Origin of the sequence: Actinoplanes sp. NPDC049316, assembly GCF_040677315.1 — a bacterium.
Lineage (GTDB): Bacteria > Actinomycetota > Actinomycetes > Mycobacteriales > Micromonosporaceae > Actinoplanes.
The window spans coordinates 51,768-66,297 of the sequence record NZ_JBFAQM010000030.1 but is presented as its reverse complement, the minus strand read 5'-3'; the positions used below and the strand labels follow the sequence as shown (position 1 = coordinate 66,297).

General features: G+C 69.0%; 13 protein-coding genes. 3 read left to right on the top strand and 10 right to left on the bottom strand.

Features of this window, described 5'->3' with window-relative positions:
- Both AB0K03_RS33250 and AB0K03_RS33245 read right to left on the bottom strand, forming a co-directional pair.
- Entirely contained in the window at window positions 1-372 is a 372-nt protein-coding gene (locus tag AB0K03_RS33250) for a hypothetical protein (protein WP_364693286.1), read from the bottom strand.
- Window positions 369-1,424 (bottom strand): hypothetical protein, encoded by a 1,056-nt coding sequence (locus tag AB0K03_RS33245; RefSeq protein ID WP_364693283.1) that lies wholly within the window; start codon window positions 1,422-1,424, stop codon window positions 369-371. The genes AB0K03_RS33250 and AB0K03_RS33245 overlap by 4 nt, the downstream gene beginning before the upstream one ends.
- Before the next feature lie 357 nt (window positions 1,425-1,781).
- On the opposite strand from AB0K03_RS33245, the gene AB0K03_RS33240 reads away from it, so the two are divergent.
- On the top strand, window positions 1,782-2,627 hold the full coding sequence (locus tag AB0K03_RS33240) for a hypothetical protein (RefSeq protein WP_364693280.1): 846 nt from the start codon (window positions 1,782-1,784) through the stop codon (window positions 2,625-2,627).
- An 89-nt stretch (window positions 2,628-2,716) separates the two neighbouring features.
- On the opposite strand, the gene AB0K03_RS33235 is transcribed toward AB0K03_RS33240, so the two are convergent.
- The 5 genes from AB0K03_RS33235 to AB0K03_RS33215 all read right to left on the bottom strand — a co-directional run bounded on the left by AB0K03_RS33235 (window position 2,717) and on the right by AB0K03_RS33215 (window position 9,803).
- The gene (locus AB0K03_RS33235) at window positions 2,717-3,820 is read right to left on the bottom strand and encodes a histidine decarboxylase (protein WP_364693277.1); all 1,104 of its coding nucleotides are present in this window, start codon (window positions 3,818-3,820) and stop codon (window positions 2,717-2,719) included.
- Between the two features lie 68 nt (window positions 3,821-3,888).
- Window positions 3,889-5,160, bottom strand: a complete 1,272-nt coding sequence (locus tag AB0K03_RS33230; protein WP_364693274.1) for a cytochrome P450 — start codon at window positions 5,158-5,160, stop codon at window positions 3,889-3,891.
- A 42-nt stretch (window positions 5,161-5,202) separates the two neighbouring features.
- On the bottom strand, window positions 5,203-6,981 hold the full coding sequence (locus AB0K03_RS33225) for an asparagine synthase-related protein (RefSeq protein ID WP_364693271.1): 1,779 nt from the start codon (window positions 6,979-6,981) through the stop codon (window positions 5,203-5,205).
- 58 nt (window positions 6,982-7,039) lie between these two features.
- Entirely contained in the window at window positions 7,040-7,456 is a 417-nt protein-coding gene (locus tag AB0K03_RS33220; RefSeq protein ID WP_364693268.1) for a hypothetical protein, read from the bottom strand.
- A 370-nt stretch (window positions 7,457-7,826) separates the two neighbouring features.
- A complete protein-coding gene (locus AB0K03_RS33215) occupies window positions 7,827-9,803 on the bottom strand; it encodes a S53 family peptidase (protein ID WP_364693265.1) in 1,977 nt (658 codons plus the stop codon).
- A gap of 464 nt (window positions 9,804-10,267) precedes the next feature.
- On the opposite strand from AB0K03_RS33215, the gene AB0K03_RS33210 reads away from it, so the two are divergent.
- Window positions 10,268-10,939: a hypothetical protein gene (locus AB0K03_RS33210; RefSeq protein WP_364693262.1), complete on the top strand. Its 672-nt coding sequence runs from the start codon at window positions 10,268-10,270 to the stop codon at window positions 10,937-10,939.
- 79 nt (window positions 10,940-11,018) lie between these two features.
- On the opposite strand, the gene AB0K03_RS33205 is transcribed toward AB0K03_RS33210, so the two are convergent.
- Together AB0K03_RS33205 and fabG are read right to left on the bottom strand one after the other, a co-directional pair.
- A complete protein-coding gene (locus AB0K03_RS33205; RefSeq protein ID WP_364693259.1) occupies window positions 11,019-11,432 on the bottom strand; it encodes a hypothetical protein in 414 nt (137 codons plus the stop codon).
- Window positions 11,433-11,477: 45 nt separating this feature from the next.
- Window positions 11,478-12,182 carry a 3-oxoacyl-ACP reductase FabG gene (fabG, locus tag AB0K03_RS33200; protein ID WP_364693256.1) on the bottom strand — a complete coding sequence of 235 codons (705 nt, stop codon included), beginning with the start codon at window positions 12,180-12,182 and terminating at the stop codon, window positions 11,478-11,480.
- Window positions 12,183-12,518: 336 nt separating this feature from the next.
- Here fabG and AB0K03_RS33195 point away from each other — a divergent pair, with 336 nt between their 5' ends.
- Window positions 12,519-13,379, top strand: a complete 861-nt coding sequence (locus tag AB0K03_RS33195) for a helix-turn-helix transcriptional regulator (RefSeq protein WP_364693253.1) — start codon at window positions 12,519-12,521, stop codon at window positions 13,377-13,379.
- Here AB0K03_RS33195 and AB0K03_RS33190 read toward each other — a convergent pair whose 3' ends face one another.
- Window positions 13,380-14,297 (bottom strand): MBL fold metallo-hydrolase, encoded by a 918-nt coding sequence (locus AB0K03_RS33190; RefSeq protein WP_364693250.1) that lies wholly within the window; start codon window positions 14,295-14,297, stop codon window positions 13,380-13,382. It abuts the gene before it with no gap.
- Window positions 14,298-14,530 lie beyond the last annotated feature (233 nt).

Below are 14,530 nucleotides of genomic sequence, written 5' to 3'. Positions count from 1 at the left end.
TCACAGCACCAGCAGCCCGGCGATGATGGCGGTCGCCGAGCCGACGATGATCGCGACCAAGCCGTTGCGCCACATCATGCTCTTGCCGCGATCAGAGACGATGTGAGCGCCGAAGATCGGGCCGACGCCGAACGCGATGGCGCCGGCGACCAGGCCGCAGAACGCGGCCACGCCGCCGAGCCACATGACGGCGTTCATGATCGTGTAGAAGATCCCGGACTTGGGGATCGCCGAGCCGTCAGGGTGGACGCGGTCCCAATCGAACCCGCCGGGGCCGTTCGACGGCGTCGGCGTCGGCCCGGGTGCTGCCAACAGGTGCTGGGCTTCGGCGGGAAGCCGCACGGCGAGCCAAGCAGTCAGCGTGGAAATCATCGGGCGCGCTCCTTTCGGGCGGCGACGGGTAGAGCGACCCGGGGATCGGCGCACCGCGCGACAACGGCATCGGCCAGCTGCACCAGCGCGGTCCGTGTCTGCTTCTTCAGGCGCCGCGCGTCGACCGGCTCGGGCCGGGCGAGCTGAGGGTCGTAAGGGATCGAGACGACGGCGGGCACGACCGTGGCTGCCTGCTGCAGGACGGCGCGCACCGTGCGGTCGGTGACCGGAGAGGCGGCGACAACGGCCAGCACTGCCCGGTCGACCACCGCGCTGTTTCCCGCAGCGCGCAGGTGGGTGAGCAGCCGCATCGTGTGGTGCAGGCTGTCGGTGGTCGCTCGAGCGACCAGCACCGGCGCGTACGCGGCGGCCAGAGTGCGCCAGACGCCTGTGATCAGGGCGGGCATGACGTCGCAGATCGTCAGCGGATAGAGCCGGCGCACCGCCTCGACGACCGCGGCGGCTTCGTCGTGACGTGGCGGGCGCCGGCCCTGCCCTTCGGTTTCCCCGACCAAGGCCAGCAGCCCCGAAGGGTTGCGCTGGGTCCACCGCTCGACCTCGTGGCGGCTGGTCAAGGTATGCAGGTCGCGAACCGCGTCCCACATAGTCCCGGCGTTGGAGCGGCCGACGCGTTCGCCGAGCCCACCCCAGGGCACAGGGTGCATGTCGACGGCGACGACCGGTCCCGGCACCGCAAGAGCGAGCACCTCACCGAGCGCGGCGACCAGGGTGGAGCGGCCGACGCCGCCGTCGGCGGACGACACCGCGATCAACGCGGCAGGACGCAACGCAGCGGCGCGTAGCCAAGCCCGCTCCGCGATGTCCGCGGGGCCGAACTCGCTGGGCACGGCACGCGCGCGCACGACCAGCGGCTGCTCCACCGGCGGCTTGTAGCCGGGCGGGTCAGCCGGCGCTGGGTAGGCCGACCATTCCGGGCCGCTCGGCAGTGACGCGGAATCGCCCGCAGCCGCCAGCACCTGAGCTGGTGGCGCATCCGACGCAGCGATAGCGAGCACCATCAGCCCCCTTCGAATGGGTTCGAGTTTCGGCACGTTTGTTTGCTGACCACGTGCGATTGATGGGGGCAATCGCACGTGGTCAGCGAAGGCAGCCGATAGCAACCGGCTGGTGACCCGAGCAGGACGGGGAATTCGCCCGACAACGTTCATTAGCGCATCGGTGAATCACTGCCCGAGACGACGATCGACGCCCCCCTCGGACGCATATCCATCGCTCGTCGCCCGATCGCCCGACTTATTGCGTGAAGGCGGATCGGTCACGCCATCTACCTTGCCGTGGCTGTTCTGGCGATGGCAGTTGTCCGGAGCTGTCCCGCCCTGTCCTTGGCTAACCCGGCCGCACCGGCGATAGCGTTTGGCCCGCTTGCCGCCGAGGGTTAGTCTCGGCCGGTGCCCATCTGGCGGCGTCGACTCGCTTCTTCCCCTGTCGAGGCGCGGCTGCGCCGCCGCGTACAGGACTACGTCGACCGCCAGGACGCAGCTCTCGCATTTGAAGGCGAAGCACTCGTCGACACTTCGCAGGCACTCGATGCCCTGCTGCTGCAGCGCCGTCAGGGCGCGGCACTACCGATCGGCGTTCTAGCCGATGTGATCGCGGTGCACCGGCTACGCGCCTCCGGACTGGCCAGCCCGGAGGACACACACGCCTACGTCGCGCTCGCCGTGTGGATGTACGCGATCAACGGCGGCAATGTCGCACCTCAGCTACGCCAAGAGGTCGACGACGCCATCGCGCGCGGCGCCGAGACGGATGAGCCGGCCGCCCTGCTACGCGCCTTGCAAGGCCACGCCTCAGCCGTTCGCGCCCACTGGCTGAAGACGCAGGATCCAGCACTGGCGGACAGCGTCGTCGCCGTTTTCGTGCGGCTGCTCGACTACACGCCAAGCGACGACCCTGCATACGCGACGAGGCTACTCGACCTTGCCGGGGTCACCGCCGCGCGAAGCAGGTTCATGCCTTCGAAAGCGGTGTCTGACCTGGATGACGCCATTGATCTGGCTGAGCGGGCTCTGCACCATCCGCGGGTCACCGGTCCCGGGATCCGGCGGGCACACAAACTACTTGGACCCTTGCTGGTTACACGCCTCGAACGCGACAAAAAGCGTGCCGATTTCGACCGTGCGAGTAAATCGTTCAGTGCCCTTGTTGACCTTGCGCCGGACGAGGATGAGCGAGCACAGTGTGAGCGGGACCTGATGATTCTCCGCCAGCAGTACGCGCACTGGGGCCGGTAGGACTTTTTCGGCGGAACATTGACGCTTGGATAGCGTTGCCGTATCGCCATTGCTGCGCTTTCCTTTGAGGACCTCTTGACCTTTCGGTTCTATTCGTGCGGATAGCCACCGTGCGCGGCTATCGTTTCGACGAGATGGTCGATGTGCTTCGTCTCTATGCCGGGCATGCAGATGATGTGGGACCAGCCGTCTTGAGTCGGCAGCGGCCAGGTGGTCGCCATGTCGGCGGGGAGTTGCCGCAGGAGCACGGTGAACGACAGGGGGTTGCGCCACGCCGGCCAGCCGATGTTGTGCAGCTGCTGGACGGCATAGGCGGCGACGTCGCGGGCTCGACGCGCCCGGGCGGTGTGCCCGGCCTCGCCGAGGGAATCCATGGCGTGCCACAGCATCGCCGCGGCGAGACCATTGCGGGATCCGCTGATGGTGGTGTCGTGGGTGTCGAGGTACGGCACCGCAGGGCCGAGTTCGTCGGGTCCGCGGCGGGTCACGACGATCCCGCAGACCACAGGGGTGCCGAAGAACTTGTGCCCGGACACGCTGATGCTGTCGGCGCCCTCGGCCAAGTCGAATGCGGGCCGGTTGCTGGTGGTGGCGAGCGGGACTCCGGCGAGGGCGGCATCGCTGTGCACGTAGCGGTGCCGGATACCGGCGACGTCGAGGGCGTTGTGGACGTGGATGACGTCGTCGACGGCCTCGGTCATGGTGGTGCCGATGGTGGCCACGACGATCGCCGGCCGGCTGCGGTGCCGTCCGGCTTGGCGGGTCAAGTCGGTGTAGTCAATCTGCCCGGTAGCCGTTGTGGCGACTTCGACGGCGGGTAGGCCGAGCAGGTGGCAGGCCTTGGGCACGCTGTAGTGCGCGGCGCTGGAGTAGTAGGCGACGGCGTTGGGAAGTTTGGTGCGGCCCAGCCACAGGCCGTACAGGTTGCCTTCGGTGCCGCCGCTGGTGAGGTAGCCGCTCCAACCGGGCGGGGCGCGGAACAACTCAGCAGTGAAGTCGAGCACCTCACGTTCCAGATCGTGCACATGACCCGGGTACAGCGGGTCGACGCGCGGGTCGCCGAGGTTGTTGAGCAGATGGCCCAGCAGGGGCGCCAGCGGCCCGTAGTCGATGTCGCGGGCGGCGGGAAACCCGATGTTCGTAGGGGCGGCGGCGGCCAGCCGCGTCTCCACAGCGCGCAGGCGTGCGTTCATCGCCTGTGCGGCGCGCGGAGACCGGATAACGGAACCGGCCGGGCGGGTATCGGTCAATCCGCGTCCGGTCATGACCGCGGCCCCGCGGTGGTGCCGTGCGCGATCGGGCACCGGCCTGGCGGTTGCTGCCGAACGGGCAAGCGGGTGAGCTGCCGTAGGGCCGCGCTGGTCTTGAACTGCTGCCGGAATCCGTCGGCCACGGCGAGATCCGGCAGCCGGCCGGCCAGGGCGCGTAGCGCAGTGGTGAGTTCGAGGCGGGCCAGGGCGGCGCCGATGCAGTAGTGCGGGCCGGCTCCGAAGGCGAGGTGTTGTCCGGCGCGGCCGCGGCGGGGATCGAAGACGTCCGGTTCGGCGTAGACGGCGGGGTCGTGGTTCGCGGCGCCGATCAGGACCAGGCAGCGGCCGCCAGTCGGGATGGTGACACCGTCGAGGGTGACGTCGGTGGTGGTCAGGCGCAGCCAGCCGTCGATGGCGGGGCTATGCCGCAGGGCTTCCTCGACGTGCAGGTTGAGGTAGTGCTCGTTGTCGGCCAGCTGCGCCCACCGGCCAGGATCGGCCAAGGCGTGGGCGAGGGCATTGCCGAGGGCCCCCGCGGTGGTGATCCAACCGGCACCGACGATGTTGAGCGCGAGGGCGGCGACCTCGGCGATGGTGAGGTTGCTGTCGTCGTTGTTGCGGTAGCGCAGGAGCTCACCGATCAGACCGGGGCCGTAATCGCCGCGGTCGGCGCGGCCGTTGACGATGTCGGCGCAGTACCGCCACAACGTAACGCTGGAGTACGCCTGGGCGATCTGCGCTTCGGGACTCGGGTTGCCCCAGACCAGTTCGGCGAAGTCGTCGGTCCACGCGCGAACCTGTGGGGCAGCGGTAGTCGGCAGGCCGAGGACATCGTGGATGACCAGCAGCGGCAGCTGCACCGCGAAGTGCATCAGGTCGGCCGGCTCCGTGACCTTCATGTCAACGATCAGGTCATTGGTGCGGGCCGCGACCAGTGGCCCCCACTGCTGTTCGGCGCGGACCGCGGTGGCGGGCATCAACGCCCGCAGGATCGCTCGGGTGCGCAGGTGCTGCGGGCGATCCGCGGCAACGGCCACCGCCGGGGCGTCGAGGCCGGCCAGGATGTCGGCGGCGTCGGCGGTGAGCGCGGTGATCGGCGCCAGGGTGGCGGCGTTGCTGAACCGGGCGGTGTCCGACAGTACGGTGCGCACGTTGTCGTGCCCCGCGATCAGCCACATCTCGAGGTCGTCGTCGTAGCTGATGGATCGGGCGGTGGCGTTGATGCGCCGCCAGGTGGTGGCGGGGTCGCGGCTGTAGGGGCCGCTGAACGGGTCGAGTCTCATCGCGTGCTCCGGTAGGAGGAATCGGGAGGGGTCGGTGGTGGCTCAGGTGAGCGAGATGTGGTGGCGCTGCAGCCAGGCGTTGACGTCGACGAGGTACGCGGCGGTGGCCGCCGCGCGGTCGCCCGTCGGGCCGGTAGGCGGGGCGAGCAGGTCGGTGACGCGGTTGCGGTCCAGCAGCGGGCGCAGCGGCGCCTCGCGGTCGTCGAGGACGGCGCGCAGCTGATCGGTCCGGGTTTGCTGCCATCCGTCGAGCAGGTCGGCGCTGGGAAATGCGCGGGGCCGAAGCCACGTGGTCTCGGGCGGCAGCAGGCCCGCGACGGCGTGGCGCAGCAACCCGTTCGGGATGCCGAGCAGGTGCCGCAGGCCCGTCGGCGTGTTGAACAGGTAGGCCGCGAGCAGCCAGTCGGCGAACGGGGTACGCACAGTCACGCCGACGGTGTCGGCGAGCCGGCCGAGACGGGTCAGCAGGTGCGGCACGTACCGGGTGAGGGTCAGGTACGCCATCGTGCGTCGCCGTCGCGCGAGTGCGTCCGCGCCGGTCAGGTGCGGCACGCCGAGGGTGGCCTGCTCGTAGCGGTGCCGGCGATACACCCCGGCCATGAGATGGCGACGGGCGTCGGCGTTCAGCAGATCCGCGGGCTCGCCGACGCCGGGCCAGGGGAAGTCGTCGGTAGCCAGGGTGAGCGGGTCGTGCTGCCACCCGTAGCCGCCGAACACCGCGTTCGCGCCGTCACCGGTCACGACGCTGGTGCTGCCCGCGGCGGCGATCCGCCGAAGCCCCGCGAACAGCACGGCATCCGCACCGGCTTCGCCAGGAAAATCGAGGGCCTCGTTCGCGGCGTGCGCGGCGTCGAGGAGGGTGTCGGTGTCGAGGGCGAGCACGTGGTGCCGCAGGCGCAGGTGCTCGGCGGTGCGCTCGGCCTGCGCCACGTCGGCCCCGGCGTCGGGTGACAGGCCCGATGGGCCGGTGAGGGCCAGGGTCCAGGCGGCGGGCCGGTGTCCGCGCGTTCCGGCGGCATATGCGGCGGCGGTGGCCGACGCGACGCCCCCGGACAGGAGCACCGCGCTCGCCGGCCGGGTGCGGTGCGCCGCGGTCGTCTCGGCCAGAGCTCGACGCACGACCTGTACGGCGGTGTCGGCGTTGTGGCGAGGGTCATCTGCTTCGAGGTACCAGTAGCGGCGCCGTCGCAGCCCAGTCGGACCGGCCTGGATGAGTTCGGCGGGCAGGACCTCGGCCACTCCGGCGATGACGCCATGACCGGGGGTGCGCACCGGGCCGAGGGTGAGTAGTTCGTTGAGACCATCGGCGTCGACGACTGGCTTGACCGCCGGATGGGCCAGCAGCGCGGTGGCTCGAGTCGCGAAGACGATCCCGCCGTCGATCAGCGAGAAGTACAGGGTACGGGCGCCGAGAGGGTCGCGGATCAGCATGAGCTGCCGGGTCAGGTTGTCCCAGACGGCAATGGCGTACGCGCCGTCGATCCGGTCGACCAGGCCGGCTCCCCATGCCCGGTAGGCATGCAGCAGCACTTCGGCGTCACCCGACAACGGTCTCGGTCCGCCGTACAACTGCTCGTCGAGGTGACCGCGGTTGGTCAACTGCCCGTCGATGACCAGGGCCAGGTCCGGGTCGGGGTGTTCGGGATGTCGCCAGTCGGCGTAGCCGCCGTTCAGTCCGAGGTGAGCGAACGCGGTGCGCCGGGCCAGCCGGACGACGTCGCGGCGTAACGCCCCGGCGGTGAGCGCGACGGCCATCGCGTTGACCGCTGGCCGCTCGTCACGCAGGTCGCGCGTGGGATGGATCCATCCTGTGATTGCCATGCTGTTTCCCCCATGAAGTAGTCGCTGGGCGCAGGAGTGGGTGCGCGAAGGTGGTGGCTCAGCGCATCTCGAGGTGCACGAGGCAGCCCGGCGGCACGACGTGCAGAGCGGCCATCGCCTCGTCGGGGACGCTGATTCCTCTGCCCGCAGCGGGGTTGCCTGCGGGGCGTGATCGGGGGTGGATGGTGAGCAGTCCCGCGTCGCGCTCGTGCAGGTGAACGGCCAGGCGCAGCAGCATCGGTGGCGTCACTGGTCCGCGCCGTACGCTCGCCAGGACGAAGGTCCGCCCGGCGGCGACGGTGTGGGGCTCGGCGTGCAAGTCGGCTGGCCAGGCCCCTACGACGTGCTCCCCGTGCAGCAGGCGCAGCATGCCGGTGCGCAGCGATAGGTGGAGGCGGTGGCGGCTGATGGCGGTGGCGACGCGGCTAGCGTCGAGCCAGCCCGTCGCACCGCCCGGCCGCGTCGGGAGCAGCACCCGCACCCAGCCCGGTTGCCACGCGATGACCGGCAGCCATGCTTCACTACCGGCCCAGACGGGTCGGATCCGAGCGATGGGACTTCCCCCGGCGGCGTCGAAGACCGCGAGAGGGGCCCGGGGGTGAACGGTGTGACCAGTGCCAGGCTGGTCCTGGTGATCGTCTCGAGGCGCACCGGGCACCTCGGCTTGTGCCGTGACCTCGACGAGTTCCTGCAGCGTCGCCGCCGCAAGATGTGGGACCGGCACGCGACGCGCGCGGCTTTCCAGCGGGTGCAGGAAATGGTCAAAAGCAGAGGTGATAGCTGGCACGGCACGCACCCGTGCTTCTTCCTGGTGGGACGTGCTCTGCGACGCCGAGCGCCGCGGGTCAGCCGACATCGGCCAGGAACGTGCGTCCGGGTGCGCCGAGGCCGGTGACGGGGTCCCAGCCGGGGCCGGTGTGCTGGTCGGCGGCGTCAACGCGGACTACGTAGCCGCTCGTCGCCGGTGCCGTGCCGGGCAGCTGTGGTGTCCACACGGCGGCGTCGACATGTGTGATGTCGATGAGCGTGGACCCCTGCGACTGTCGGTCCCACAATGCCGGCGCGATAAGGCCAGCTGGGTGGCCGCTGCGGGCCTGGGCCAGAGCCGCCAGCGACGCGACGATCGGGGTTGCCAGCCCGGTCCCTCCGACCGGCCCAGCGCCGAAGCGGCCGTCTTGGGTGGTACCGACGAGCAGGCCGGTGTGGGGGTCGGCGAGGGCGGCTAGGTCGGGCACCTGCCGCATCGCGGTGGAGGTGCGCTGCCACGCGGGCCGAGATTCGCGGACGCTGGTGCCGCCACCGGCGGCGGCGACCAGGGGGCCGGCCGTCGGGTCCTGGGCGCCGCTGTTCAGGGCGGTGCCGGAGCTGGCCCAGCCGGTTTGCCACAGCACTGTATTGCCGGGGCCGACAGCGCTGGTGGTGCCGCCGACCGCGGTTGTCCACGGCGACGACGCGGGGTAGGCGCGGTCTGGGAGCTGCATGCCGCTGGTCGTGGCGGTGCCGTACAGCCCGGAGGCGCTGTAGGTGCCGGTCCCGAGCACGGCGGCGCGGGCGAGCATGGCGTCGGTGGCGGCGACTTCGTCGTTGCTCAGCGCCTCGGCCGGGTATCCCCATGAGTTCGAGATCACGCTGCCGCGTAGCTGGGGGTCGGCGATGGCTTGGGCGAGGGTGTCGCCGAGCCGGGTGCAGTCGGCGGCGGGGACGTAGATGATGGTCGCGGCCGGGGCGAGAGTGTGGGCGCTCTGCACGTCGACGGCCTGCTCCCACCCCCACGCGGCACGGTCACAACCGCGGTCCCGCGCTTCACTCCCCGAGTAGGTCTTGACGCGGTATCGGCTGGCCGGCAGTGGTGCGACGCCGTTGAGCGCGAAGGTGGCGTTGGCGTCGCGCAGCGTGGCCGCCTCGTTGTAGGCGCCGACGATCACGATGGTCTGCCCGTCGCCGTCGTCATCGGCGCGCAGTCCGTACAGCGACCGTAGTTGCGGCCCGGTGTAGCCGCACACCGGCATCGACACGGACCCGCCGCTGCGATCCTGAACCGGCGCGGTGTCGGGGCTGGCCCAGGACGTCGCGCACACCCCCGGGTTCCGCACCGGCTGTAACGGCGGCAGCCTCCACCCTTCGGGGCTGCCGTTGCCAGCGGCGCCGGCTGCTCCGCGGACGTCCACGCGCGGCCGGCGGCCCGTAACGTTGCTCTGCTCGATGGCGGGGCGAGCCAGGCAGGAGGCCAGTAGCGCGGTCGCCGTGGTCGCGGATAGACAGCTGCTCCGGCTGGTGTTCAACGCGGTTGCCGGTCGCACGTGCATCGGCTGGGCTGGCTGCTCGTTCAGGCCGGTGACCGCCGCGACGTCGTCAGCGATGCGCGGTGGCAGGTGGATGGCGGTTGCGACGCGGACCCTGGCGCCGTCCTGCACGGTGTCGTAGAGGATCGAGCCGAGCGCTTTCTTGACCGTGGCCGCGGTGCCGGTCAGCGGCAGGCGGGAGCCGGTGGCGTCCAACGCGCCGACCTGGAAGCCCGCGGTACTGGCCCACGCGCTGACTCGTCTGGCCGCGCCGGGCCGGGCGCCGAAGCGCTGGCTGAGCTGGGCCGTCGTGAGGTACTGCCGGTAGCGGATGTTGCCCGGGGTCGACACGGCAGCCGCGTACGAGCGCAGCTGCTGCTCGTGTGGACTGCGCAGGCTGATGGTGAGGCCGACGGTCGCCGTCGCGGCTGTCTCGGTGGACGTATCCGGGCGAGGCGGTGCAGCGGTGGCAGGTGTGGCCAGCGCCGTCGTGATCGGCGCGGCGGCCAGCAGGCAGGCCATGAGGTGATACGGGCGCATGGTCAGGACCTTTCATCGTGCATGGAGGGCCGGAAGGAGAGCCCGAACGAACGATCAGCGCTCAACGCGTTGGGCTTGGGCTTCCGCGCGGCGGCAGGCCAGGATGAGCAGGCGATGGACGATCGCGGCGCGGTGACGGCGGGGAACTCGGGCCAGGCCCGATACGGCGCGCCGGAGCTCTGGCCGCATCGCCGTAGGTACGTGAACTGGTGCACCCGCACCGGGGGCTGTTCCCGAGCGGAGGGGGTGCACGTCTACAGTCGGAGCAACGTTTGCCACGAGTTCGACCCTCGGTGACATCGTGCGTTCGGGGTAGCTAACCGAGGCTGTCCGGGGCTGTCCTTCCGGCTGCCAATTTGGTCTTCTTGACACGGCGCAGCGCGCCGGATAGATACCTTGCAACAGTCTGCGAATCTGCTGTGGACAGGCGTTCGTAAGTCCGATGAGAGGGGTGACGGCCACAGATGGTGCTGACCACGCACCAGCTGTTGCAGCCCGAGATGGGCTTACGGCTACCAGCGGACGTGCGAGCGCCGTTACTGGAGATGGGCACGGCGTGCAATCAAGCCGCCGTTCATCTGCACCAGGCGCTGACCTTTACCCTGCAGGTCGAGTCCGCGTTGGAGACGCAGCGGACCGGACACCGGGCGGGCATGCTGCTTGCGCAGGTCAATACTGATCTCCAGCGCCTCGCTGATCAACATTTCGAGCAGGCAATCGTCGTGCTGGCCCGGGCCAGCACGGTCTATGCCGTGTATGCGTCGCAGGTGGCCGTCGCTGTCGCAGCGGGAAATCCGCCGCCGCTTCCCGGCTCGGAGCGTATTGCTCCGTCCGACCTCATCACCGCGGCTGGGCTCTATCTACCGGACGTTGACTTCGCAGGCTGCGACGCCGCATCGCGGGTAGTTGCGGAGCAGAACGCGATGATCGCCCAGGCACGGCGGCATTTGCTCGATCTGATCACGAATCAGATGCAGGGCACCCGGTCCGAGGCATACGACGACATCGCCACCGTCGCTGCGGGCAACGACGGTGGCGAAAGCCGGCTTGTGGAGTTCCCTGATGCGCTGCATACCTACGCCAGCGTGCTGGTCTGGGCCTTGAGCGTCTTCAGCGGCGTCAAGCACGACGACTAGCAGAAAAGCCGTGCTGGGCATCGGCCAGCAATTGACGGCCACGTGAGGGCAAAGCAGGTGCCTTATGCGGGTCGGTCGGCTAGAAGACGAAGTCGTGATCGACGGGCAGACCAAGACTGGTCACGTCGATCTCGAGGGCAGCGGCGATCAGGTGCAAGCTGTACTGGTTCGGGTGCTTGCGATCGTTCTCCCACTTGCTGATCATGATCAGCAAGGAGTGCAGCGTGGCGGCGCCGCGATGCTGGGCACCGACCTCGCGCATCCGGTGCGCCAGCTGTAGCTGGGACCACTGCTTGGCCAGCCGAGCGCGACGCAAACGCCGCCCGTAGGTGAAGTCGTCTCCTGAGTCGTTGTCGGCCGCCTCGGCCGGCGCCATTCCCGCTTCGTCTCCTTCCTCATCTGTCATCGCAGCGGACCCGATCGAACTCGGTTCCGCGGGCTCGGTCGTTGTCATCGCCGGTTTGTTGCAGGTGATCAGCACATCGTCCCCCATGGTGATGTTGGCTTTCCTTGATGCGGGCCCTTGCTGCCGGGCCCGTCAATGACCCATGCCGGCACCTCCGTCGACGGGGATAATGGCGCCGGAGACGTAGGCGGCCTTGTCGCTGGCCAGATACGACACAGCAGCGGCGATTTCCTCCGGCTGGGCGGCTCGGCCGAGCGGGATCTGCGAACGCATGTGCTCGCGCTGCTCTTCTGTCAGCGACGCGGTCATGTCCGTCTCGGTATAGCCGGGCGCGACGACATTCGCCGTGATGCTGCGGCTGCCGAGCTCACGCGTCAGTGATCGGGCCAACCCGACGAGGCCCGCCTTGGAGGCCGCGTAGTTGGCCTGGCCGGCTTCTCCCCGCATTGCAACCGCCGACGAGATGAAGACCAATCGCCCCCACCGAGCGCGCAGCATCGCGCGGCTGGCGCGCTTGGCGGCGCGGAACGCCGCGGTCAGGTTGGTGTCGAGGACATCGGTGAAGTCCTCCTCGCCCATGCGCATCAGCAGCTTGTCGCGGGTAACTCCGGCAGCTACGACGACGATCTCCACGGCACCGATCTCGCGCTCCACGTGAGCGAAGGCAGCGTCCACTGATGCCGTGTTGCGTACGTCACATTGGACAGAGACGATGTCCGTAGGCGGCTTCGAGTCACGGTAGGTGACGGCAACGCGATGCCCGTCCTTGATCAACTCGTGAGCCGTCGCAAGGCCGATACCTCGCGCACCGCCGACAACCAGAGCAGTCCGACCCATGGGTTCCCTTCCGCCATGCGTGGCGGCCGAACCCTGGAACCGCTGGTCACAGTGCCCTTGGCCATCGAGGACGCCCCCCACGCCGTGATGAAGCCAATATCGTGCACCTTGCGACGGCGTTTGCCCACACAGTGTGAGATCCACAGTCACACTGCCGGAATTAGCAATGTCTGCTTGTCACGCAAAGGCATGGCCGCAGCGTCCAAGGCAGAGCGCCCAGCGGCAGCGATCTTCAGAAAGGGGTCCTTACCGATAGATCAACGCTGCTAGGTTCGATCCTTCCATGAAGGAGTTTCGTACCTTGGCATCCATGGCGACGACGCCCGAGGAAGCGCGATGACCGCTCAGCCACCGACCGATGCGACGACCTCCCGCCAGACTCCGCCCGAACTCAGCGAAGATCTCGCGCGCCATGTTCACGCCTGGCGGCTGCGGCTCAACCCCGACGAGATCCCCGGCCTGCACGCGGCCCTACCTCGTGCACGCCGTCACCGGCGCGTCAGCAAAGAGACCGTCGCAGCACTGACCGGCTACAGCGTCGGCTGGTACAGCGCCCTCGAGCGCGGGGTGCTGCAAAACTACTCCGACGACTTCCTCACCCGCGTGGCCTACACACTCCGACTGAACGAGGCCGAGAAGAGCATGCTGTTCTTCCTGGCCACCGGGCACGCGCTCACCATTACGATCCACCAGTCGAGGATGCGATCCACTGAGACGATCCAGCGCATCGTCGACGCCCAGCCCTGGCCGGCCTACGTCAACGACGAAGCGTGGGACCTCGTCGCCTACAACGAGCACATGAGTCGCTGGTTCCCTTGGGTCGAGGGCCACGAGAACAACATCATGCGCTGGGTCTTCACGTTCCCCGAGGCCCGCACACAGTTGCACAAGTGGGACACCGACTGGGGACCGCAGATGTTCGCCCAGATGCAGTTCGCTCAGGCACGCCAGCCGGAGAACAAGCGGCTCGCCGCGGTGATCGAGGAGATCCTGGACGTCAACCCGGACGCCCGGCGTTTCCAGCAGCACCCGATCACCTACCCCCACCCCGACGGCGACCACCGCTACCTGCACCTGCCTCTACACAAACGACTGCAGCCGATCGAGCTGATCGCCTTCGCGCCACTGCGAGCACAGGCGAGCCGGCTGATGATGCTCGTGCCGATCGAGCTCGACGACGCCACGCGGTCGCACTGACTACTTCGGCTCAGCGTCAGCAACTCGCGCAAGCACGTCCAGCAGCTCGTGGGGTGCCTCACCTAGCTCCCGGTAAGCGGCAGCCATGGTGATCACCAGCCGTTCTGGGTTGCCCCACCCGGCATACGGCGCGGGCACCCTGTCCGGAGCGCCGGCCACCCAGTACGGCAGGCCCGCCGCGTAAGCCTTCTGAGCCCATTCGGCAACCCACTCGAGGTAGCCCCGGAACACGGCCACCCCAGCCTGGTCGGTCATGGGTCCATGACCGGGGACAACATGCTCCGCGCCGGTCTCGGCGATCCGGTCGCAGGCGGTGATCCAATTCTCGATAGGTCCGGTCCACATGATCGGATGCCCGTCGATGAACAAGATGTCGCCGGCGAACACGACACCCGCGTCAGGCACATGGACGATCACGTCGCCGTCGGTGTGCGCCGGTCCGACCTCCAGGAGTTCGACCCGCCGGTGTCCCACGGTCAGGTCAAGGTGACCATGGAAGGTGCGCGTCGGAGGCGTCACTGTGATGCCCTCGAAGTCGAAGGAGCCGAAGTGTCGGCGCATGTAATCGCCGAGCGGTGTGGCAGGCGCCCCGGGGCCGCTCAGCGCCGCCAACTCGGCCGGCTGCACCTCGTGCGCCATACCGTGCCCGCACGCCGACGAGCCCACCACCTCCGCTCGCGGGAGGAGCTCATTGCCCCAGCAGTGATCGCCGTTCGCGTGCGTCGTCACCACTGTGCCGATCTCCACCCCCGGCGCGACCTCGGCCGCGGCCGCCAGCAGTTCCCGCGTCAACGGCAAGTCGAACTGCGTGTCCACCAGCAGCGCAACGTCGCTATCGACGAGCAGACCACAGTTGCTCCACCCCCACGTGCCCGGTGGACTGAGATAGGCCCATGTACCGCGGCCCAACTGGTGCATTCCTCGCCGGTATTCCGGACCCCCCATGCCGGACATCCTGGTGCAAGATCCGCGTGCGACACAACCCGCCGTATCGGCATCGGTCACTGAGTGAGATGTCGGCTTCCCGACAGAACCGTGGTGGGTGACGGGTGACAGATCATCCCGCCATCGCAGGCTGACCGGCATCGCGCGCGCACCACATGCCCGCGCGCCCGCGCGTGTAATAGCCGTCAACCGGGAAACCCGGGAAC

What these genes read in the sequence shown, in the direction of transcription:
- AB0K03_RS33250 (WP_364693286.1), bottom strand. Translation starts at nt 372, where the DNA reads ATGATTTCCACGCTGACTGCTTGGCTCGCCGTGCGGCTTCCCGCCGAA.
- AB0K03_RS33235 (WP_364693277.1), bottom strand. Translation starts at nt 3,820, where the DNA reads ATGAACGCACGCCTGCGCGCTGTGGAGACGCGGCTGGCCGCCGCCGCC.
- AB0K03_RS33230 (WP_364693274.1), bottom strand. Translation starts at nt 5,160, where the DNA reads ATGAGACTCGACCCGTTCAGCGGCCCCTACAGCCGCGACCCCGCCACC.
- AB0K03_RS33225 (WP_364693271.1), bottom strand. Translation starts at nt 6,981, where the DNA reads ATGGCAATCACAGGATGGATCCATCCCACGCGCGACCTGCGTGACGAG.
- AB0K03_RS33215 (WP_364693265.1), bottom strand. Translation starts at nt 9,803, where the DNA reads ATGCGCCCGTATCACCTCATGGCCTGCCTGCTGGCCGCCGCGCCGATC.
- AB0K03_RS33210 (WP_364693262.1), top strand. Translation starts at nt 10,268, where the DNA reads ATGGTGCTGACCACGCACCAGCTGTTGCAGCCCGAGATGGGCTTACGG.
- AB0K03_RS33205 (WP_364693259.1), bottom strand. Translation starts at nt 11,432, where the DNA reads ATGGGGGACGATGTGCTGATCACCTGCAACAAACCGGCGATGACAACG.
- fabG (WP_364693256.1), bottom strand. Translation starts at nt 12,182, where the DNA reads ATGGGTCGGACTGCTCTGGTTGTCGGCGGTGCGCGAGGTATCGGCCTT.
- AB0K03_RS33195 (WP_364693253.1), top strand. Translation starts at nt 12,519, where the DNA reads ATGACCGCTCAGCCACCGACCGATGCGACGACCTCCCGCCAGACTCCG.
- AB0K03_RS33190 (WP_364693250.1), bottom strand. Translation starts at nt 14,297, where the DNA reads ATGCACCAGTTGGGCCGCGGTACATGGGCCTATCTCAGTCCACCGGGC.